Raw genomic sequence first — 19,726 nt, forward strand, 5'->3', positions numbered from 1 at the left:
GACCGGCCTAACGCGACTCGTGCCCGAGAAGCCACTTTTTCACTTCGAGCCCGTAGCGGTAGCCGCCGAGCGTGCCGTCGGTGCGCAACACCCGGTGGCAGGGCACGAACGGCACGATCGCGTTGCGGGCACAGGCCTGCGCGGCCGCCCGGATCGCGGTCGGGTTGCCGACGAGCTCGGCGAACTCGCGGTAGGTGACAGGTTCGCCCGGCTTGACCGTGCGGAGCGCCTCCCAGGCGGGACCGAGGAACGTGCCGCCGCTGCGCTGCTCGACCGGCACCGCGTCGAGCGCCGTGAGATCACCGTCCAGATAGGACGTCACGGCCGCGGAGATCGGGCCGAGGTCCGCGCGTGGCCGTGGTTGCCCGCGCAACGAGGGGTGTACGAGGGCCAGGAGCTCGTCGACGTCCGCGGTGAAGCCGGCGGCGCGCACCACGCCCGCGTCGGTCGCGACGATGGTCAGGGGGCCGGTCGGGGTGGTCATGGTGGTCGTGTTCACGCGTTCCTCCAGAGACGGATCAGGGCGTACGAGCGCCAGGGCCGCCAGCTCGCGGCGTGCGCTTCGAGGGCTTTGGGCTCGTCGGGCAGGCCGAGGTGCTGCGCGCCGCGGCGCACGGCGAGATCGGTGGGCAGGAAGACGTCCGGGTCGCCGGCGGCCCGCATGGCCACGTAGCCGGCCGTCCAGGCGCCGATGCCGGGCAGGGCGACCAGGCTGTCGACCAGCTCCTCGCGGTCGGCGCCGAGGTCGAGGTCGACGGTCCCGTCCGCGACCGCGCCGGCCAGGCCGCGGATCGTCGCCCGGCGGGCGGCCGGCATCGGGAACGCCTCGTCGGGCAGCGCGGCGACGGTCGCCGCGTCCGGGAAGCCGGGTTGGCCGGCGCTCTCCGCGATGCGGCCCAGGATGGTACGGGTCGCGGCGACGGAGATCTGCTGCCCGACGATCGCGCGGACCGCGGTCTCGAAGCCGTCGACGGCACGGGGTACGCGTACGCCCGGCTCCTTCTCGACCGTCTTGGCCAGCGCCGGGTCGGCCTTGAGGGTCGCGTCGACCGCCTCGGGGTCCGCGTCGAGATCGAGCAGCCGTCGGCAGCGGGCGACCGCGGGGGCCAGGTCACGGACGTCCTTGAGCTTGAGCGTGGCCGCCACGTGAGCGCCCGAGCCCTGGCCCGGGATCGGCGTCAGGGCCACCTCGCCGCAGCCGTGTGGGAGCGTCAGGGTGCGGCGGTACGTGCCGTCGGTCACCTCCTCGACGCCCGGGATCGCGCGGTCGGCCAGGAACTCGAGCAGGGCCGAGGCGTGCAGCGGTGGGCGGTAGGCGAGGCGCAGGTTGACCACACCCGCCTCGCCCGGCTTCTGCTTCGCCTGGCGCAGCGTCGAGGGCGGGCCGCCGTACACCTCCTTGATCGTGTCGTTGAACTGCCGCACGCTGCCGAAACCCGCCGCGAACGCGATCTCGGCGAGCCCGAGGTCGGTCGTCTCGACCAGGATCCGGGCGGTCTGGGCGCGTTGGGCCCGAGCCAACGCCAGCGGGCCGGCGCCGAGCTCCTCGGTGAGCATCCGGTGCAGGTGGCGCTCGGTGTAGCCGAGTCGGGCGGCGAGCCCCGGCACCCCCTCGCGGTCGACCACGCCGTCGCCGATCAGCCGCATGGCCCGGCCGACCGTGTCCGCTCGGACGTCCCACTCGGGTGAGCCCGGCGCGGCGTCCGGCCGGCACCGGCGGCAGGCCCGGAAGCCGGCCCGCTGGGCGGCGGCGGCGCTCGGGTAGAAGCGCACGTTCGCCCGCTTCGGCGTGATGGCCGGGCACGAGGGCTTGCAGTAGATGCCGGTCGACGTCACGGCCGTGTAGAACCAGCCGTCGAACCGCTGGTCGCGGCTGTCGACTGCCCGGTAGCAGCGCTCGAACTCCAGTTCCATGCTGTCGATCCTGCCTGCTTCGGGCCCGGATGGCTCGCGGGTTTCGGACATCGCCGTGGCCGCGCCTCGGCTCAGCGGAGGCTCAGGTTTTTGTCGGGGCGTTGTTGCACACTTGTGGTCATGGCGAAGAAGTCGGCATGGACAGCAGTGGGCCTCCTGGGTGCGGCCGCGGCGGCGCTGGCCTGGGCGGCGCGCGACGTGCCGCGGGCGATGGGCGCGCGCCCCGACGAGCGTCGGGTCGCCCCGTCGCCACAGTGGCGCGACGGCAAGTTCCACAACCGGGTCCCGGCCCGCACGATCACCCAGCCGGCCGGCTCGATGCTGGGCTCGTTCCTGCGCGACCGCGAGCGCCGCAAGCCCCGCCTGCCGATTCCGCTGGTCGCGAGCACGGGCGCCACGTCGACGGGCCTACACATCACCTGGTACGGGCACTCGTCCGCGCTCGTGGAGATCTCCGGCGACCGGGTGCTGTTCGATCCGGTATGGAGCGACCGCTGCTCGCCGTCGCACCTGGTCGGCCCGCGCCGGCTGCACGAGCCGCCGGTGGAGCTCCACGAGCTACCCGCCCTGTCCGCGATCGTGATCTCCCATGATCACTACGACCATCTCGACCTGCCGACGATCCGCGAGCTGTCCCGCACGTCGTCGGCCCCGTTCGTGGTCCCGCTGGGCGTGGGCGCCCACTTCGCCCGCTGGGGCATCCCGGCGGAACGCGTCATCGAGCTCGACTGGGACGAGTCGATCACGGTCGCCGGCCTGACCCTCACGGCCACGGAGGCCCGCCACTTCTCGGGCCGAGGCCTGAACCGAGACGAAACCCTGTGGGCGTCGTGGGTGGTCAAGGGCCACGGCCGCTCGGTCTTCTACACGGGCGACTCGGGCTACTTCGACGGCTACGCGGAAATCGGCGCGGCCTACGGCCCGTTCGACGTGACCCTGATGCAGATCGGCGCCTACGGCGACGGCTGGCCCGACATCCACATGACCCCGGAAGACGCGGTCCGAGCCCACCACGCGGTCCGCGGCAACCTCATGATCCCGCTGCACTGGGGCACCTTCGTGCTCGCCTTCCACGACTGGTCCGAACCAGCCGACCGCCTCTGGTCCGAAGCCAAAGCCGAGGGTGTGACCTTGGCCGTCCCCCGCCCCGGCGAGCGAGTCGACGTCGACGCTCCGCCAGCGGTCGACGGCTGGTGGCAGTCGATCGCCTGATCTTTGGTCCAAGGTCGTCGGGCGGCACCGTCTGGATCACCTTCACGCCCGATCCCAATGATCAAGCGCTAGGCGTTGCTCGCCAGCGACCTGTCGACTTGCCCGCACCCCCACGCCCTCTCGAGAGCGGGACGCGCGGCTGGCCGTGATCGCTGGTTGCCGTGGCAGCCGGACCTCGGCGGGCGTCGGGCAAGAATCAGGCGGCCTAGCCGACTCAGTGCACCCCCGGACGACCCACCGCCCTGCACCTCCGCGGGGCCCTGGTTGTCCGGGAGCGGCCGGACCCCACGGGCGTTGGCAGGATTCTGACAGGCCGGGCCGACCCCGCCCTTTCGAGTTCGGCGTGTGGCCGGCCCCGGCCCGTGCGCTGGCAAAAGTTCGCAGGCCACGATCCACCACCCTGGTTCTCCCGAGGCGCGGGTTCGTGGTCGGCCCGTGATCGCTGCTTGCTGCGGCGGCCGGACCTCGGCCGGCGTTGGCAAGATTTAGGCTGGCCGCCAGCCAAGACCGGGGCCCGTCGCGCCGGCGTTTGTGGCCGTCCGCGTGATCTGCGGGCGGGCGCACCGTGGCCCTCACCACATGCGCTTGCAGCCGGATGGGTGGCGGCGGGCGTCATTGCTGATCTGCGTCGAGGTGGGCGCGCGCGCCATGATCAAGTGCGACGCGTTCGGTGATGAGCCGATTCGATCAGGGCACCCGTCGCGGACCCAGGCAAGCCGCGCAGCCGGCGGAGCCACCTTCCGCGAGCGCACATGCTTTGGCATGTGCGTACATGCCAAAGCATGTCGGCTCGTAGAACACCACCGCCGGCCGCGCGCTCAACGCGGCCCGGATGATGCGTCGATCGCCTTCGCCCGTCCTGGGCATCGGCCGCGGAGGGCACGCATGATCGCCCAGCAGGTGGCGCAGCCGCGGGCGACCCCTTCGAGAGCGCTGCGTAAGCTGGTCTGTTGTGAGTCTGACCATCGGGATCGTCGGCCTGCCCAACGTCGGCAAGAGCACGCTGTTCAATGCGTTGACGAAAAATGACGTGCTGGCGGCGAACTACCCATTCGCGACCATCGAGCCGAATGTCGGTGTCGTCGGGCTGCCCGATGGGCGGCTGGCCAAGCTGGCCGCTCTCTACGACTCGCAGAAGATCGTGCCCGCGCCCGTGTCGTTCGTCGACATCGCGGGGCTCGTGCGGGGCGCATCGAAGGGGCAGGGGCGGGGCAACGCGTTCCTCGCCAACATCCGCGACGCGTCCGCCATCTGTCAGGTCGTGCGGGCCTTCTCGGACCCCAACGTGGTGCACGTCGACGGCAAGGTGTCGCCCGCCGACGACATCGAGACGATCAACACCGAGCTGATCCTCGCCGACCTGCAGACGATCGAGAAGGCGCTGCCGCGGCTCGAGAAGGAGGCGAAGCTCCGCAAGGACCGCGCCGGGATCGTGGCCGCGGCCAAGGCCGCGGGGGAGCTGCTCGACCAGGGCACCACGTTGTACGCCGGTGCGGCCGCCGCCGGCATCGACGTCGCCGAGCTGCGTGAGCTGCACCTGCTGACCACCAAGCCGTTCCTCTATGTCTTCAACGTTGACGAGGAGGAGCTCAACAACGCCGCGTTCCTCGACGAGCTGCGGGCCCTGGTCGCCCCGGCCGAGGCCGTCTTCATGGACGCCAAGGTCGAGTCCGAGCTGATCGACCTGCCGGAGGACGAGGCGCGCGAGCTGCTGGAGTCGATCGGCCAGCCGGAGCCGGGCCTGGACCAGCTCATCCGGGTGGGCTTCCGCACGCTGGGGCTGCAGACCTACCTGACCGCCGGCCCGAAGGAAGCCCGCGCCTGGACGATCCCGACCGGCGCCACCGCCCCGGAAGCCGCCGGCGTCATCCACTCCGACTTCCAGCGGGGCTTCATCAAGGCCGAGATCGTCTCCTACGACGACCTGATGGCCGCGGGCACCATGGCGGCAGCCAAGGCGGCGGGCAAGGTCCGCATCGAAGGCAAGGACTACATCATGCAGGACGGCGACGTCGTCGAGTTCCGCTTCAACGTCTGAGCCGGCTACAGGCCGATCCGGTATTCCACCAGGACCGGGTGCGGAGCGAACGGACTCCGGCTGCGTCGCTCCGTCGCGGACCAACCCATCTTCTCGTAGAAGCGACGGGCCCGATGGTTCTGTTCGAAAACGCGCAGCCACGCCGACGGGTGGCCGGCCGCCACGAAGCGTTCGATCAGTTCCGCATGGACCTCCCCGGCCAGGCCGGTGCCCCACGTCGACACGGCCGTGCCGAAGTGGAGCAGCTCGTCGGAACGCATGGCCGCGAACGCCTCGATGGGGTCGCGGCCCACGACGAGGACGTCGACGTCCGGGCTCGCCACCTCGGCCGCCCAGCGCGCCGAGATCGCGGCGCGCGGGAACGGGTGCTGGGACTGCGGGAAGATGTGCGCCAACGCGAGCTGGGCACCGGCCTGCTGCACGTCGACGAGTCCGGCGACGTCAGCCAACGTGGCCTCACGGAGCAGCATGGGGCATCCAACGTACCTAGGATGGGCGGATGTTTCTGCTCGAACTCGCTTTCGACGACAACCCGGAGCGGCTGCGGCACCGGCCCGCTCACCGCGAGCTGCTCGCGGACCTCAAGAAGCGTGGCCTGGTCGCGATGGCCGGCCCCTACGCCGACGAGTCCGGTGCGCTGCTGATCTTCGACGTGGCCACCGAAGCCGAGTTCGAGGAGTTGGTCGCGGCCGACCCCTACTACCGCGCCCCCGGTGTCACGATCGCCGCCAAGCGCGAATGGAACCCCGTCGTCAGCTGATGTAGTGCAGCACCACGTTGTGCACGTGGTGGGCCTTGTCGGCGCCGCGGAACTCGACCTCGTAGGTGTGGGCGCCCACGTTGATCGCGATCGAGCCCGTGGAGAAGAACGCGCCGCCCCAGGACTTGTTGGAGACCACGCTGACACTGGTGATCTTGCCGTAGGGGACGCTGGTGATGGCGACCTTCTTGCCCACGAACGACTTGTCCTGCACGATCACCCGGCGGCTGGTGAGGCCGATGAAGCCCGTCCCCGTGCCGATCGCGTCGTAGACCGCGATCACTTCCTCGCCCGGCAGCAGCCCGCTCTCGATCTGCCGCAGCTGCTCTTTCCGGTCGTACTTGGCATTCGTGGCCGTCATGTTTCTCACGCTAGGCAGCACGGTCAAGCCCCGGCATGCTGTCGCCATGAGTCTTGACGGTGTGGTGGCCCTGGTGACCGGCGGCTCGCGGGGCATCGGGCGGGCGACCGCCCAGCGGCTCGCAGAGCAGGGCGCGACCGTGGTCGTGCACTACGGCTCCGACAAGGCCGCCGCCCAGACCACGTTGGACAGCCTCCGAAGCGGGAACCACGAGATGCGGCAGGCCGACCTCAAGGACCCGCACCAGATCACGGACCTCGTCGACCAGATCGTCGCCACCCACGGGTCGATCGGGATCCTGGTCAACAACGCCGGGGTGTACGAGCGGCACGCCGTCCTCGAGACCGACTACGCGCAGTGGCAGGACGCGTGGCGGCGCACGCTCGACACCAACCTGGTCGGGCCGGCCAACCTCATCCACGCCGTCGTGCCGCACATGGTCGCCGCCGGCGGTGGGCGGATCGTCAACGTCACCTCGCGGGGCGCGTTCCGGGGCGAGGCCACCCACCCGGCGTACGGCGCGAGCAAGGCGGGACTCAACAGCCTCAGCCAGTCGCTGGCCAAGGCGCTCGGGCCGCACAACATCTTCGTGACCGCTGTCGCGCCCGGCTACGTCGACACCGACATGGCGGCGCCCTATCTCAACGGGCCGCGTGGGCAGGAGATCCGGGACGAGACGGCGATCGGGCGGGTGGCGACGGCCGAGGAGGTGGCGAGGCTGATCGTGTTCCTGGCGACCCCGGGCACCGAGTCGATGACCGGCGCGGTGGTCGACATCAACGGCGCTTCCTACCTGCGTACGTGACGGCGATCGCGGCGACCAGGGCGGCGAGGCAGCCGCAGAGGCCGGCGGTGCCGATCGCCGAGTCCGTGGCCTCGTAGCCGTCGGTGAGGATCCACGGCGAGGCGGCGCCGATCAGGCAGCCGAAGAGGGTGGCCGCGAGGACCCAGAGGAGCTGGCGACGATAGGCCACCGGGTGACTACTTCTCGTCGAGAACCAGCCGGTAGGCGTCTTCGATGCGCGCCGCGAGAGTGACCTCGCGCTCCGTGATCGACACCCCGTCGGCCGCCGCGAGCTTGACCTGTGTGTAACCATCCAGACGGCGGATCTCAGCGCGCAGGTGCAGGGCGTCGGCGCAGACCTTCACCCGCTCAGTGAGGTCGCTGTGTTGCGAGTTGTCGAGCAGGAAGACCCGCTTGAGCTGCTTGTCTTCGCGCGTCCAGCCGGCCAGCAGGGCGAGCGCGTCGGATAGGTAGTCGCCACGGGACCGCCCGTTCCACAGGGCTCGCATCCACACCTCCCAGGCGTCGTTGCCGGCTTGTGGCCAAATCGTCGCCATCTCGTCATGGTTCGGTGCCCTAAGTCTTTCGCTGACCGGCCCCCATGTCCACGCCCACATTTCCCCCTTGTGGTGACCTAGGGGACGGCTCCGGCACCCGAAACGGCAATTCGTCTGGCACCCTGGTTGGTCGTGCACGCCGAACGTCCTAGCCCGTCCGCCAGCCGGGGGAACGCTGCCATCCGCGTCATCGTCGGTGCCGCTATCGTTGCTGAGCGTAAAGTTTTGGCCTGCGCCCGGGCACATCCTCCCGAATTAGCCGGCATGTGGGAGTTCCCCGGGGGCAAAGTCGAGCCCGGTGAGTCCGAAGCCGAGGCACTCGTGCGGGAATGCCAGGAAGAACTGGGTGTGCGGATCGCGGTTCGTGATCGCATCGGCGACGATATCCCGTTGGGGCACCGCCGTACCGTATTGAAGATTTTCGCCGCACGACTGGTTGACGGGCAGCCGAGCCCGCTGGAGCATGCGGCGCTGCGCTGGCTGACCCGCGACGAGCTCGACGACGTGCCCTGGCTCCCGGCCGACGCGCCGATCGTGGAAGCTCTCCGCGCCGGCCCCTGGCTCGAATAGCGCAACGGCCCCCGGCCGAAGCCGGGGGCCGCACGCAAAGGAGAGCTCAGTCCTGGTCGGGGTGCGCGTAGTTGAGATCGCGCGGACGCAGCGGGAACTCCACGTCGTCACCGAACGGCGACGCGGCGCCCGAGCGGTCGAACGCGGCCTCGCTGACGCCCAGGCGGCCGTTGGCGCCGACCGCCGGAAGCTGCGCCGGCGCGAGCCGCCGGTGCCAGTTGACGCCTCGTTCCACTTCCTGCTCCTCGCTGCGTTCGTGTGCGTCGGGCAGGTCCACGCCCGTGCCGGAGGGACCACCGGGCACCGAGTGGGCCGAGCCCGACTGCACCAGCTCGTCGTCGTCGGGGTGCCGACGGAAGATCTTGCTGCCCAGCCACACCAGCGGATCGAACTTACGGTCCACCACGCGCTCCTTCATCGGGATGATCGCGTTGTCGGTGATCTTGATGTGCTCAGGGCAGACCTCGGTGCAGCACTTGGTGATGTTGCAGTACCCGAGACCCTGATGCTGCTGAGCGTACGTCTTCCGGTCGTCCCGCGCGTCGAGTGGATGCATATCCAACTCCGCGGCGCGGATGAAGTAGCGCGGGCCCGCGAACGCCTTCTTGTTCTCCTCGTGGTCGCGGACCACGTGGCAGGTGTTCTGGCACAGGAAGCACTCGATGCACTTGCGGAACTCCTGCGAGCGCTCGACGTCGACCTGCTGCATCCGGTACTGGCCCGGCGCCAGGTCCTCCGGGGGCGCGAACGCCGGCGTCTCACGGGCCTTCTCGTAGTTGAAGGAGACGTCCGTGACCAGGTCGCGGATCACCGGGAAGGTACGCAGCGGCGTGACCGTGATGGTCTCGTTCTCCTCGAACGTGGACATCCGGGTCATGCAGCCCAACCGCGGCATGCCGTTGATCTCCATCGAGCACGACCCGCACTTGCCGGCCTTGCAGTTCCAGCGGCAGGCGAGATCCGGGGCGTCGGTGGCCTGCAGCCGGTGGATGATGTCGAGCACGACCTCACCCTCGTTGACCTCGACCTGGTAGTCCTGCAGGTCGCCGCCGGTCTCGTCACCCCGCCAGACCTTGAATTGGCGCTTCGTTCCCATTACTTGCTCACCTTCTGCGCCGGCGCGTCCAGGTCCGCCAGCTCCGCCTCGGTCACGTACTTCGCCAGCTCGGTGCGGTCGAACAGCTCGGCCAGCTCCGCCCGCATCTTCGGCAGCGGCTTGTGCTCGAGCCGCACCTTGTCGCCGTCGAGCGAGCAGACGAGGTTGACGGTCCGCCACTTCGCGGACATCGCGGGGAAGTCCTCGCGGGTGTGGCCGCCCCGCGACTCCTCCCGCTCCAGCGCCGCCTTCGCGGTGCATTCCGAGACCACCAGCATGTTGCGCAGGTCGAGCGCCAGGTGCCAGCCCGGGTTGTAACGCCGGCCGCCGGCTGCGCTCACCTTGGCGACCCGCTCGCGCAGCTCGGCCAGTCGGGCCAGCGCGTCCTCGAGCTCGCCCTTGCGGCGGATGATGCCGACCAGGTCACCCATCACGGCCTGCAGATCCTGCTGCAGCTTGTACGGGTTCTCGCCGGTGTCCCGGGACAGCGGGGCGAGCGCCGTGTCGACGGCCGCCTCCACGTCGGTCGCCGCCACCGCCGGGCGCTTCTCCATGCCGTCGACGTAGCGGGCCGCGTATTCGCCGGCGCGCTTGCCGAAGACCAGCAGGTCCGACAGCGAGTTGCCGCCGAGCCGGTTGGAGCCGTGCATGCCGCCGGACACCTCGCCGGCCGCGAACAGGCCCTGCACGTGCCCCATCGCCGCGCCCGAGTCGGGGTCGACCTCGACGCCGCCCATCACGTAGTGGCAGGTCGGGCCGATCTCCATCGGCTCCTTGGTGATGTCGACGTCGGCCAGCTCCTTGAACTGGTGGTACATCGACGGCAGGCGCTTCTGGATGTAGTCGGCCGAGCGGCGCGACGCGATGTCGAGGTAGATGCCGCCGGCGGGCGTGCCACGGCCCTCCTTGACCTCGTTGTTGATCGCGCGGGCAACCTCGTCGCGGGGCAGCAGCTCCGGCGGGCGCCGGTTGTTGTCCGGGTCGGTGTACCAGCGGTCCGCCTCCTCCTCGGTCTCCGCGTACTGCTTGCGGAAGACGTCGGGGACGTAGTCGAACATGAACCGCTTGCCCTCGGAGTTCTTGAGGACGCCGCCGTCGCCGCGGACCGACTCGGTGACCAGGATGCCCTTGACCGAGGGCGGCCAGACCATGCCGGTCGGGTGGAACTGCAGGAACTCCATGTTGATCAGCGTGGCGCCGGCGCGCAGCGCGAGCGCGTGGCCGTCGCCGGTGTATTCCCAGGAGTTCGAGGTGACCTTGTAGGAGCGGCCGACGCCACCGGTCGCCAGCACCACCGCCGGCGCCTGCAGCAGCAGGAAGTCGCCCGACTCGCGGTAGTAGCCGAACGCGCCGGCCACCTTGTCGCCGTCGAGCAGCAGCTCGGTGATCGTGGTCTCGGCGAACACCCGGATGCGGGCGTCGTAGTCGCCGAACTCCTTCTTGTCCTCCTGCTGCAACGACACGATCTTCTGCTGCAGCGTGCGGATCAGCTCGAGGCCGGTGCGGTCACCGACGTGCGCGAGCCGCGGGTACTCGTGGCCGCCGAAGTTGCGCTGCGAGATCTTGCCGTCCGGCGTGCGGTCGAACAGCGCGCCGTAGGTCTCCAGCTCCCAGATCCGCTCCGGGGCCTCCTTGGCGTGCAGCTCGGCCATCCGGAAGTTGTTGAGGAACTTCCCGCCGCGCATGGTGTCGCGGAAGTGCACCTGCCAGTTGTCGCGCGCGTTGGCGTTGCCCATCGCTGCGGCGGCGCCGCCCTCGGCCATGACCGTGTGGGCCTTGCCGAACAGCGACTTGGAGATGATGGCGACCCGCTTGCCGGCCAGCCGCGCCTCGATCGCCGCCCGCAGGCCGGCGCCGCCGGCGCCGATCACGACGACGTCGTAGTGGTGTCGTTCGATTCGCTCAGTCATGTCAGTCGCCTCAGTTGATGAACCGGGGATCGCCGAACCAGCCCGCCGAGACCGCCATGACGTAGAAGTCGGTGATCGCGAGGGTGGCCAAGGTGATCCACGCCAGTTGCATGTGCCGGGTGTTCAGCTTGGACACGAAGGTCCAGAAGCGGTAACGCACCGGGTGGCGGGAGAAGTGCTTCAACCGGCCGCCCGCGATGTGCCGGCAGGAGTGGCAGGAAAGCGTATAGGCCCAGAGCATGACCACATTCCCGATGAGAATGAGGTTGCCGAGCCCGAAGCCGAATCCCTCGGGGCTGTGGAAGGCCTTAATGGCGTCCCAGGTGTTGATGACCGAGATGATGGCGGCGGCGTAGAACGCGTAGCGGTGGGCGTTCTGGAAAATCAGCGGGAAACGCGTCTCGCCGGAGTAGGTCTTGTGCCCGTCGGGAACCGCGCAGGCCGGCGGCGACAACCAGAACGAGCGGTAGTACGCCTTGCGGTAGTAGTAGCACGTCAGCCGGAAGAGCAGCAGGAACGGCAGCGTGAGGGCCGCCTCCGGGATGATCCACCAGCTCGGCAGGAAGGTGCCGAACTCCGCCGCCTCGCCACACCGATCGGTGAGACAGGGCGAATAGAACGGAGTCAGGTAGTGGTAGTCCTCGACGAAGAACCACTTGTGCATGTAGACCCGGACGGTCGCGTAGATGACCCAGGCGCTCAGCCCGATCACGGTGATGAGGGGCGCGAACCACCATCGATCCGTACGCAACGTCCGAGCCGAAATCGAGGCGCGCGCCCGCGCCCCGCCCGGCCTCGTTGCCGTTGTCGTCATGAAGTCTCCCGCAAGGTTCTTTGGGCCGCTGGCCGGCGCGTGACGGTGCACACGTTACGCGCAGGAAAACGAGCGGCTCGCAGAGGTGCCAGCGGGTGTGATCAATCTGGTGGAGCGCGCTCAGAGATCGGGCGCGGCGAGTCGGCGCACCGTCGCGGCGCAGTCCCAGTGGCGGTCCTCGAGCCGGCCCACGACCGGGTCGCCGTCGTCGTCGACGGGCGCGACGAAGAACGCGGGAGCGCCGGTGGCGACCTGCCGGTCGAGTGCGTCGGCATAGGCGGTGCGGGCCGTAACGAGCGCTGACCACCCCTCGGCGACCCGGTCCGGCCGGTCCTCGTCGGTCCGCCGGCTGATCTCGTCGAGGAACGGCTTGACCGCCGCGTTCTCGTTGCGGATGGCGACGGCCCGCTGCCGCGGGTTGGCCGCGGCGCCCGGCGGGGCGACCCGGTTGAGCCGCACCTCCAGCGCCCGGCAGGCGTCGCCCATCCGCACCCGACCGGATCCGCCGTCGCCGACCGCGTCGGCGACCCGCACGAGCCCGACCGCGCCGGCGCCGCAGGCCACGAGCACCAGCACCACCGCGGCGACGACCCCGCCGAGGATCAGGCGCCGCCGCCGCTTGTCCACATTGTCCGTTTCGGGGGCATCGGCAGGCGGCTCGGGCGCGGGCGAGATCGGTGCGGTCGCCTCGGGCTCGCTGGGCGACCTCGGGTACGGCGGGGGCGGCGGGGTCGTCATGCGGATCAATCTATCCCGACGCGCCACCCGTGAAGTTCCACGAAGCCAGCCGCAGCGACGGGCCGGTGAAGCCGAAGACGTCCCAGCTGTCGGCCGGCGTGATCGCGTTGCCGCCCACCCCGAGCACGGCGCCCGGACCCAGCGCCAACGGATAGGACTGGGTGAACCGGAAGTTCCGGACGGGCCGGGTGATCTCCCCGTTCTCCACCAGCCACACCCCGTTGCGGGTCAGACCGGTCACCACCAACGTCTTCGGGTCGAGCACCCGGGTGTACCAGAAGTCGGTGACCAGCAGCCCACGCTCCATCGTGGACAGCAGCGCGGCGGTGTGCCCGTCGGCGGCCGGCCCGGCCACGGCGGCGGTCGGCGCCGCATCGTCGGGCACGAGCCGCAAATTGGTCGGGACGGGACCCCATGAGCTGCTGCCGCCCCAGCTGTGCCCGGTGGAGACCGCGTGCCCCTCGGCCGCTGTGCGTCGGTCGTGCGCGACACCGAGCGTGATGCCGTCGCCGACGAAGGTCACGGCCCGCTTGGGCGTCCCCTCACCGTCGAACGGGATGCCGGCGCCCGCCGTCATCGTGACGTCGTCGGAGATCGTCACGGCCGGGTCGAACTGCGCGGCGCCCAGCTCGGCGAACGAGCGCCGCTCGTTGTGCAGCTTGCCGTTGAACCCGTACATGGCGAAGTTGGCGAGCAGGTCGGCCACGGCGGTCGGTTCGAGGACCACCTCGTAGCGGCCGGGCGGCAGCTCGATCGGATCGGCGCCGGCCCGGGCCTTGCGGGCGGCCCGCTCGCCGAGCACCGCGCCGTCGACGTCGGCGAGCCGACGCGAGCCCAGCCGGGCGACGCCGTCAGCGCCGGGCACCCGGGCGATGCCGTCCATCGCGACCTCGGTCGCCCGGCCGTGCACCGCTTGGCCCGCACTGTTGCCGAACGCGCCGGACCACAGCAGGGTGCGGCAGTAACCGGCGGTCTCCAGCCCTTCGGCCGCGTCGACGAACGCGCGCACCCGCTGCGCCCGGTCCGCCGGGGTGGCCTGCGCGGTGGCCTCGTCCCACGCGCCGTCTGCGGGCAGCGGCGCGGCGGGCGCGAGGCCGGGCCAGCCGGGGTCCACCGGGGTCAGCGCGGCCGCCGCGATGGTGCGCTCGACCAGGCCGGTCAACCCGGTCGCGTCGACGACGGTGGTGGAGCCGCCGACCGTGCGGCCGTCGAGATGCACCCGCAGCCGCACCGTCGTGGTGGCGTCGGCGACGTTCTGGTGGATCCCGGAGTTGGCGAACCGGGTCAGCGCCAGCGTGGTGTGGTCGACCAGCACCTCGGCCTGTGCGGCGCTGCCGGCCAGCCGCTGGACCAGGTCGACCACCCGGCCCGCGAGTTCGAGTTCCGCCGACATCAGCCCGTCACCCCCACGCGTACGCCGGTGAATCGCCCAGGTGCCGCCGGGTGACCTGTGTGCCCGGTCTGACCGGGCTGGCCCTTGCCGCAGTTCGGGATGCCCCAGTCCGTCACCTCCGACGAGAGCATGTCCATGGACTGCCAGAACGTCGGGCCGATCCCGGTGTAGGTCGGGTTGCGCAGCATCCGGCCGATCCGGCCGTTCTTGATCTCCCAGCCGATCTCGCAGCCGAACTGGAAGTTGAGCCGTCGGTCGTCGATCGACCAGGACCGGTTGGTGTCCATGAAGATCCCGTCGTCCGTGGCGGCGATGATCTCTTCGAGCGTGTGCGGCCCTGGCTGGAGGCCGACGTTGGTCATCCGCACCATCGGCAACCGCGCCCAGCCGTCGGAGCGCACGCTGCCGGCGTAGTCGAGGCCGGCCACCGACGCGGAGTCGCGACCGGACAGCACGCCGACCCAGACCCCCTCGTGCACCGCGTAGCGGGCGGCCGCGGGCGTGCCCTCGTCGTCGTAGCCGAAGCTGCCGAGCGCGCCCGGGATCGTCGGGTCGATGGCGATGTTCATCAGCTCCGAGCCGTAGCGCATCGAGCCGAGCCGGCTCAGGTCGAGCCACGAGGTCCCGGCGTACGCGGCCTCCCAGCCGAGGATCCGGTCGAGCTCGATGGCGTGCCCGACGGACTCGTGGATCTGCAGCGCCATCTGCTCGCTGCCGAGGATCAGCGTGGTCTCGCCGGCCGGGCACGGGTCTGCGGTGAGCAGCTGGCGCGACTCGACGGCCACGCGGGCCGCGTTGCCCGGCAGGTCGAGGCCGGTGAGCAGCTCCCAGCCCCGGGTGCCGTACTGGTTGCCGTAGGACCGGCGCTGTGACTCGCCCTCGCCGATCGAGGTCGCCGCGATCCCACCGCCGCACTCGCGGAACCGCTGGTCGATTCGCGCCCCCTCGCTGGAGACGAACCATTTCGCGGTGTCCCAGATCCGGTAGTGGCTCTCGGCCTGGTCGGCGCCGTGCTCGCGCATCGTGGCGGTGAGCCCGACCAGCAGGTCGGCCTTCTCGGACAGCGGCACGCTCAGCGGGTCGACCTCGCAGGGCGACGACCACGAGCCGGACGCCGGCGGCAGGGGAATGAGGCCGGTCGCCGGACCGGGCACGCGGGCGCTGGCCGCGGCGATCTCGGCGGCCCGGGTGCCGGCGAGGCGGGCGGCCGCGTCGGTCATGTCGGGCACGGCGAAGAAGCCCCAACCGGAGCCGACCAGCGCGCGTACGCCGACTCCGGCGTCCTCGTCCTGCGACAGCTCTTCGATGTCACCGTTGCGCGCCGACATGGACTCGGTGCGGCGATGCATCACCCGGGCGTCCGCATAGCGCGCCCCGGCATCCAGAGCGGCCTGGACCGCGGCGGCAGCCGCGTCGAAATGGGTCACCCGGCGGAGCCTAAGTCACGATTGCGTCGCGGTCGCGAACCTTCTCGCCACATTCCGCGTCCTCGATGCAGAGTCGTTACCACGCACCAGGCTGACAGGGTTGATCGCTGTAGCTTACTTTCAGCGCCAACGGTCGGATGCAACTTCCTTTCGCGGTCGAAGCGTCCACTGCACAGTGCACGACCCGGAAGGGAGGTGACCGATGACCGATGGCGCCACCGGGCCGACCGGTCTCGCGGTCGCGTCGCCCGAGGAGCCCATCGGCGGCCAGCCGGCCGCCGGCGCCGACAAGTCCGTCGTCGGCCGCTCGCCCGGCCAGCTCGCATGGCTGCGCCTCCGCCGGGACCGCACGGCCTGGGCCAGCGGCATCGCGCTGCTGGTCTTCGCCCTGCTGGCGATCGCCGCGCCGCTGATCGAGCGGCTCTACGGCAAGGGCCCGCTCGACCGGTTCACCGACAAGCTCGACCGCAACGGCAACCCGCTCGGCTACCTCGGCGGCATCAGCGCCGAGCACTGGTTGGGCATCCAGCCGCGACTCGGCCGCGACATCTTCATCCAGATCATCTACGGCATGCGTACGTCGCTGATCGTCGCGCTGACCGCCGCGTTGTTGACCATCGTGCTCGGCGTGGTCATCGGCATCGTCGCCGGCTACCTCGGCGGCAAGGTCGACGCGGCGCTGAGCTGGCTGACCGACCTGACCCTGGCGTTCCCGTTCTACATCTTCTGCTTCGCGTTCGTGCCGATCGCGGTCGCGCAGCGCTACGGGCCGACCGACCAGGAGGACTCCTGGTTCAGACCCCTGCTGCTGATCATCGTTTTCGTGCTCTTCAACTGGACCTACAGCGCCCGGCTGGTGCGCGGCCAGGTGTTGACGCTGCGCGAGCGGGAGTTCGTCGAGGCGGCCCGCGCCTCCGGGGCCCGGCTGCCGCACGTGCTCTTCCGCCAGCTGCTGCCCAACCTCTGGGCGCCGATCCTGGTCACCTTCTCGCTCAACGTGCCGGCGCTGATCACCGCCGAGGCGGCGCTCTCCTTCCTCGGCATCGGCATCCTCGAGCCGACGCCCGACCTCGGTCGCCTGATCTCCGACAGCGTCAACTACATCCGTGACGACCCGGCGTTCACGCTGACCGGTGGCATCACGCTGTTCGTCCTGGTGCTCGCGTTCAACCTGTTCGGCGACTCGCTGCGCGACGCCCTCGACCCGAAGTCCGACCGGTAGGGGGCGACGGTGCTGCGGTTCTTCGTCAAGAAGGCGCTCCTCGCGGTCGCCACCCTGTTCACCGTCAGCGTGCTGACCTTCGGCCTGTTCTTCGCGGTGCCCAACAACCCGGCCGAGCTGATGTGCGGCAACCGCAAGACCTGCACCCAGCAGCAGCAGGAGAGCATCGCCCGCCGGATGGGCCTCGACAAGCCGGTGGTCCAGCAGTACGCCGACTTCATGGCCGGCATCGTCAAGGGCCGCACGTTCGGCGAGGGCGACGCGACCCGGGAATGCCCGGCGCCGTGCCTGGGCTACTCGTTCCGCAACGACGAGCCGGTCCGCGACATCATCGGCCGCACGCTGCCGGTGACGCTGTCGATCGTGTTCGGCGCCGCGGTGGTGTGGCTGCTGATCGGCGTCTCGGTCGGCATGATCTCCGCGCTGCGCCGGGGCACGATCTTCGACCGGGGGGCGGTCGGGTTCTCGCTCACCGGCGCCTCGATGCCGATCCTGCTGTTCGGCCCGCTCCTGTTGATCATCTTCGTCTACGAGACGGGTCTGCTCGGCTATCCGAGCTACACACCGATCACCGAGAACCCCGGCAAGTGGGCCGCGGCGATGCTGCTGCCCTGGCTGGCGCTCGGTTTCATCAACTCCGCCAGCTACGCGCGGTTGGCCCGCGCGCAGATGCTGGAGACCCTGTCCGAGGACTTCGTGCGCACCGCGCGGGCCAAGGGCATGACCAAAATGCGGGTGTACGGGCGACACGCACTGCGGGCCGCGATCACGCCGATCGTCACGATCGCGGGCCTCGACCTGGGCACCTACCTCGGCGGCACGGTGGTGACGGAGACCATCTTCGGCTTCACCGGGCTGGGCAAGGCATCGCTCAACGCGGCGATCAACCTCGACATGCCGCTCGTGATGGCGACGGTGCTGCTCGCCGCGCTGTTCATCGTGGCGGCCAACTTCGTCGTCGACGTCCTCTATTCGTTCATCGACCCCAGAGTGCGACTGGCATAGACCTCACGGGCGCGTGTCGGCGTGGGCCGTGCCGACACGCGCCCGTGACCTGAAAGAAATGTTCGTCCTAAAGGCTCAGTGCGGAGGTTTCTTGCGAACCTCCGAGGGATTGGGAGGGAGTGACCGATGCGTCCACCACGGACGTTGCGGCGGTTGACCGCCGCCACCGGCGCCGCGCTGCTGCTGGCGGCGACGCTGGCCGCCTGTTCGAAGAACACCGGCGAGTCCGGCGAAGAGAACCAGGATGTGGTCGAGAGGACCGGCGCCATCTCGACCGACCCCAAGGAGTCGCAGGGCCCCGCGCCCGAGGTCCAGGGCGCGACCAAGGGCGGCATACTGAAGATCATTCAGCAGGCCGACATGGAGCACATGGACCCGCAGCGGACCTACGTCGTCAACGCGATGGCGCTGCAGCACCTGATCGTCCGCAACCTGACCCAGTTCCGTGAGGACGGCAAGGGCAAGCTGACGCTGGTCGGCGACCTCGCCGAGGACCCGGGCAAGGACGTCAACGGCGACTGCAAGACCTGGGAGTACACGCTCAAGAAGGGCGTGAAGTACGAGGACGGCACCGAGGTCAAGGCCTCCGACGTGGCCTACGGCATCGCCCGGTCGTTCGAGGAGACGATCGACGGCGGCCCCACCTATGTCCAGGAGTGGCTGGCCGACAACCCGACCTACAACGAGGTCTACAAGGGCCCCTACACCTCCGGCAACACCAACGTGCCGGGCCTGACCGTCAACGGCGACTACGGTCTCAAGTTCGAGTTCAAGAACCCGCACTGCGACCTGCCGTTCGCGCTGAGCATGGGCACCTCGGTGCCGGTTCCGCCGGCCAAGGACACCAAGCTCGACTACGACAAGCGGATCTTCTCGTCCGGGCCGTACAAGATCAAGGAGTACGTCAAGGACAGCAAGATCGTCCTTGAGCGCAACGAGAACTGGGACGCCAACACCGACCCGATCCGGCACAACTACCTCGACGGCGTCGAGGTCGAGATCGGTCCGGACGACGCGGCGCAGACCGAGCGGGTCATCGCCGGCGGCGCCGACGCCAACGCGATCGCGTACGACAACGTGCCGCAGTCGCTGGTGAGCAAGGTGCAGGGCGACCCGGCGCTCAAGGAGCGGACGATCGACACGCCGAACCTGTTCGTCTGGTACCTGGCCATCAACAACCAGAAGGTCACCGACATCAACGTCCGGCGCGCGATCGGCTGCGCGCTCGACAAGCAGGGCATCCTGCTGACCCAGGGCGGTGACGCGGCCGGCCGGTTGACCAACAACCTGCAGGCCGACACGACGATCGGCTACACCGAGATCGCCGACCCGACCGGCTGCGGCCCGACCGGCAACCCGGAGAAGGCCAAGGAGATGCTCGGCGGCAAGAAGATCAAGCTAGCCTTCATGTCGCGTGACACGGCCTTCGGCCAGCAGACCGCGCCGGTGCTCAAGGACAGCCTGGAGAAGGCCGGCTTCGAGGTCGTCGTCTCCTACATCGCGCAGCCGAACCACAACCCGACCGCGCGTACGAAGGACAACCCGTACGACATCTACATCAGCAACTGGGGCGCGGACTGGCCGAGCGGCGCGTCCACGATTCCGGTGCTGTACGACGGTCGCAAGATCGGCCCGCAGGGCAACTCGAACGTGTCGTACTTCAACGCCGACGACGTCAACTCGGCCATCGACGCCGCGTCGGCGCTGCCGGCCGGCGAGGCGGGCGACGACTGGGCCAACATCGAGAAGACCATCGTGGAGAAGTACTACCCGGTGGTCCCGATCTACCAGTCCAAGACCTTCCTGGTCATGGGCGACAAGGTCGGCGGGGTGTTCCACTCCGACTCGATCGGCACGACGGTCTACTACAACGCCCACATCAAGCAGTAACCGCCGTTGAGAGAAAGAGGGGCGTCCAGCCGGGC

At 69.8% G+C, this 19,726-nt stretch carries 20 protein-coding genes; 8 read left to right on the forward strand and 12 right to left on the reverse strand.

Annotated features, from left to right (window positions below; translation table 11 throughout):
• Positions 1 to 7: 7 nt before the first annotated feature.
• Entirely contained in the window at positions 8 to 484 is a 477-nt protein-coding gene (locus tag O7635_RS13580; protein WP_278085473.1) for a methylated-DNA--[protein]-cysteine S-methyltransferase, read from the reverse strand.
• Positions 485 to 495: 11 nt separating this feature from the next.
• On the reverse strand, positions 496 to 1,914 hold the full coding sequence (locus O7635_RS13585) for a DNA-3-methyladenine glycosylase 2 family protein (RefSeq protein ID WP_278080769.1): 1,419 nt from the start codon (positions 1,912 to 1,914) through the stop codon (positions 496 to 498).
• 120 nt (positions 1,915 to 2,034) lie between these two features.
• Here O7635_RS13585 and O7635_RS13590 point away from each other — a divergent pair, with 120 nt between their 5' ends.
• Positions 2,035 to 3,126, forward strand: coding sequence for an MBL fold metallo-hydrolase (locus O7635_RS13590; protein WP_278080770.1), 1,092 nt, complete (start codon positions 2,035 to 2,037; stop codon positions 3,124 to 3,126).
• 952 nt (positions 3,127 to 4,078) lie between these two features.
• Complete coding sequence (gene ychF / locus O7635_RS13595) at positions 4,079 to 5,164, forward strand: redox-regulated ATPase YchF (RefSeq protein WP_278080771.1); 1,086 nt, start codon at positions 4,079 to 4,081, stop codon at positions 5,162 to 5,164.
• Positions 5,165 to 5,169: 5 nt separating this feature from the next.
• Here the strand turns inward: ychF and O7635_RS13600 are convergent, their stop codons facing one another.
• Positions 5,170 to 5,634 carry a GNAT family N-acetyltransferase gene (locus tag O7635_RS13600; protein ID WP_278080772.1) on the reverse strand — a complete coding sequence of 155 codons (465 nt, stop codon included), beginning with the start codon at positions 5,632 to 5,634 and terminating at the stop codon, positions 5,170 to 5,172.
• A gap of 29 nt (positions 5,635 to 5,663) precedes the next feature.
• Between O7635_RS13600 and O7635_RS13605 the strand changes: the two genes are divergently transcribed.
• On the forward strand, positions 5,664 to 5,924 hold the full coding sequence (locus O7635_RS13605; RefSeq protein ID WP_278080773.1) for a YciI family protein: 261 nt from the start codon (positions 5,664 to 5,666) through the stop codon (positions 5,922 to 5,924).
• On the opposite strand, the gene O7635_RS13610 is transcribed toward O7635_RS13605, so the two are convergent.
• Positions 5,917 to 6,285, reverse strand: coding sequence for a PH domain-containing protein (locus O7635_RS13610; RefSeq protein ID WP_278080774.1), 369 nt, complete (start codon positions 6,283 to 6,285; stop codon positions 5,917 to 5,919). The genes O7635_RS13605 and O7635_RS13610 overlap by 8 nt on opposite strands.
• A gap of 46 nt (positions 6,286 to 6,331) precedes the next feature.
• On the opposite strand from O7635_RS13610, the gene O7635_RS13615 reads away from it, so the two are divergent.
• Complete coding sequence (locus O7635_RS13615; RefSeq protein WP_278080775.1) at positions 6,332 to 7,090, forward strand: SDR family oxidoreductase; 759 nt, start codon at positions 6,332 to 6,334, stop codon at positions 7,088 to 7,090.
• Here the strand turns inward: O7635_RS13615 and O7635_RS13620 are convergent.
• Entirely contained in the window at positions 7,062 to 7,259 is a 198-nt protein-coding gene (locus tag O7635_RS13620; RefSeq protein ID WP_278080776.1) for a hypothetical protein, read from the reverse strand. The two genes, O7635_RS13615 and O7635_RS13620, sit on opposite strands and share 29 nt — an antisense overlap.
• Positions 7,260 to 7,266: 7 nt before the next feature.
• Positions 7,267 to 7,578, reverse strand: a complete 312-nt coding sequence (locus tag O7635_RS13625) for a 4a-hydroxytetrahydrobiopterin dehydratase (RefSeq protein ID WP_278085474.1) — start codon at positions 7,576 to 7,578, stop codon at positions 7,267 to 7,269.
• A 180-nt stretch (positions 7,579 to 7,758) separates the two neighbouring features.
• On the opposite strand from O7635_RS13625, the gene O7635_RS13630 reads away from it, so the two are divergent.
• Entirely contained in the window at positions 7,759 to 8,196 is a 438-nt protein-coding gene (locus O7635_RS13630) for a (deoxy)nucleoside triphosphate pyrophosphohydrolase (protein WP_278080777.1), read from the forward strand.
• A gap of 46 nt (positions 8,197 to 8,242) precedes the next feature.
• Here the strand turns inward: O7635_RS13630 and O7635_RS13635 are convergent, their stop codons facing one another.
• From O7635_RS13635 to O7635_RS13660, 6 genes are all read right to left on the reverse strand, one after another.
• A complete protein-coding gene (locus O7635_RS13635; protein ID WP_278080778.1) occupies positions 8,243 to 9,292 on the reverse strand; it encodes a succinate dehydrogenase/fumarate reductase iron-sulfur subunit in 1,050 nt (349 codons plus the stop codon).
• Positions 9,292 to 11,202, reverse strand: a complete 1,911-nt coding sequence (locus O7635_RS13640; RefSeq protein ID WP_278080779.1) for a fumarate reductase/succinate dehydrogenase flavoprotein subunit — start codon at positions 11,200 to 11,202, stop codon at positions 9,292 to 9,294. Before O7635_RS13640 ends, O7635_RS13635 begins: the two co-directional genes overlap by 1 nt.
• 10 nt (positions 11,203 to 11,212) lie before the next feature.
• Positions 11,213 to 12,016: a hypothetical protein gene (locus O7635_RS13645; RefSeq protein WP_278080780.1), complete on the reverse strand. Its 804-nt coding sequence runs from the start codon at positions 12,014 to 12,016 to the stop codon at positions 11,213 to 11,215.
• Between the two features lie 120 nt (positions 12,017 to 12,136).
• Positions 12,137 to 12,754, reverse strand: a complete 618-nt coding sequence (locus tag O7635_RS13650) for a hypothetical protein (RefSeq protein WP_278080781.1) — start codon at positions 12,752 to 12,754, stop codon at positions 12,137 to 12,139.
• A 10-nt stretch (positions 12,755 to 12,764) separates the two neighbouring features.
• On the reverse strand, positions 12,765 to 14,147 hold the full coding sequence (locus O7635_RS13655) for a metallopeptidase TldD-related protein (protein ID WP_278080782.1): 1,383 nt from the start codon (positions 14,145 to 14,147) through the stop codon (positions 12,765 to 12,767).
• A complete protein-coding gene (locus O7635_RS13660; protein WP_278080783.1) occupies positions 14,147 to 15,574 on the reverse strand; it encodes a TldD/PmbA family protein in 1,428 nt (475 codons plus the stop codon). Before O7635_RS13660 ends, O7635_RS13655 begins: the two co-directional genes overlap by 1 nt.
• 202 nt (positions 15,575 to 15,776) lie before the next feature.
• Here O7635_RS13660 and O7635_RS13665 point away from each other — a divergent pair, with 202 nt between their 5' ends.
• The 3 genes from O7635_RS13665 to O7635_RS13675 all read left to right on the forward strand — a co-directional run bounded on the left by O7635_RS13665 (position 15,777) and on the right by O7635_RS13675 (position 19,691).
• Positions 15,777 to 16,796 (forward strand): ABC transporter permease, encoded by a 1,020-nt coding sequence (locus tag O7635_RS13665; protein ID WP_278080784.1) that lies wholly within the window; start codon positions 15,777 to 15,779, stop codon positions 16,794 to 16,796.
• Between the two features lie 9 nt (positions 16,797 to 16,805).
• Positions 16,806 to 17,801, forward strand: a complete 996-nt coding sequence (locus tag O7635_RS13670; protein ID WP_278080785.1) for an ABC transporter permease — start codon at positions 16,806 to 16,808, stop codon at positions 17,799 to 17,801.
• Between the two features lie 126 nt (positions 17,802 to 17,927).
• Positions 17,928 to 19,691 carry an ABC transporter substrate-binding protein gene (locus tag O7635_RS13675; protein ID WP_278080786.1) on the forward strand — a complete coding sequence of 588 codons (1,764 nt, stop codon included), beginning with the start codon at positions 17,928 to 17,930 and terminating at the stop codon, positions 19,689 to 19,691.
• Positions 19,692 to 19,726: the final 35 nt, after the last annotated feature.

This window comes from Asanoa sp. WMMD1127, assembly GCF_029626225.1.
GTDB lineage: Bacteria > Actinomycetota > Actinomycetes > Mycobacteriales > Micromonosporaceae > Asanoa.

Coding starts and splice junctions, on each gene's coding strand:
- O7635_RS13580 (WP_278085473.1), bottom strand. CDS start 484: ATGACCACCCCGACCGGCCCCCTGACCATCGTCGCGACCGACGCGGGC.
- O7635_RS13585 (WP_278080769.1), bottom strand. CDS start 1,914: ATGGAACTGGAGTTCGAGCGCTGCTACCGGGCAGTCGACAGCCGCGAC.
- O7635_RS13590 (WP_278080770.1), top strand. CDS start 2,035: ATGGCGAAGAAGTCGGCATGGACAGCAGTGGGCCTCCTGGGTGCGGCC.
- O7635_RS13600 (WP_278080772.1), bottom strand. CDS start 5,634: ATGCTGCTCCGTGAGGCCACGTTGGCTGACGTCGCCGGACTCGTCGAC.
- O7635_RS13605 (WP_278080773.1), top strand. CDS start 5,664: ATGTTTCTGCTCGAACTCGCTTTCGACGACAACCCGGAGCGGCTGCGG.
- O7635_RS13610 (WP_278080774.1), bottom strand. CDS start 6,285: ATGACGGCCACGAATGCCAAGTACGACCGGAAAGAGCAGCTGCGGCAG.
- O7635_RS13615 (WP_278080775.1), top strand. CDS start 6,332: ATGAGTCTTGACGGTGTGGTGGCCCTGGTGACCGGCGGCTCGCGGGGC.
- O7635_RS13625 (WP_278085474.1), bottom strand. CDS start 7,578: ATGCGAGCCCTGTGGAACGGGCGGTCCCGTGGCGACTACCTATCCGAC.
- O7635_RS13635 (WP_278080778.1), bottom strand. CDS start 9,292: ATGGGAACGAAGCGCCAATTCAAGGTCTGGCGGGGTGACGAGACCGGC.
- O7635_RS13640 (WP_278080779.1), bottom strand. CDS start 11,202: ATGACTGAGCGAATCGAACGACACCACTACGACGTCGTCGTGATCGGC.
- O7635_RS13645 (WP_278080780.1), bottom strand. CDS start 12,016: ATGACGACAACGGCAACGAGGCCGGGCGGGGCGCGGGCGCGCGCCTCG.
- O7635_RS13650 (WP_278080781.1), bottom strand. CDS start 12,754: ATGACGACCCCGCCGCCCCCGCCGTACCCGAGGTCGCCCAGCGAGCCC.
- O7635_RS13655 (WP_278080782.1), bottom strand. CDS start 14,147: ATGTCGGCGGAACTCGAACTCGCGGGCCGGGTGGTCGACCTGGTCCAG.
- O7635_RS13665 (WP_278080784.1), top strand. CDS start 15,777: ATGACCGATGGCGCCACCGGGCCGACCGGTCTCGCGGTCGCGTCGCCC.
- O7635_RS13675 (WP_278080786.1), top strand. CDS start 17,928: ATGCGTCCACCACGGACGTTGCGGCGGTTGACCGCCGCCACCGGCGCC.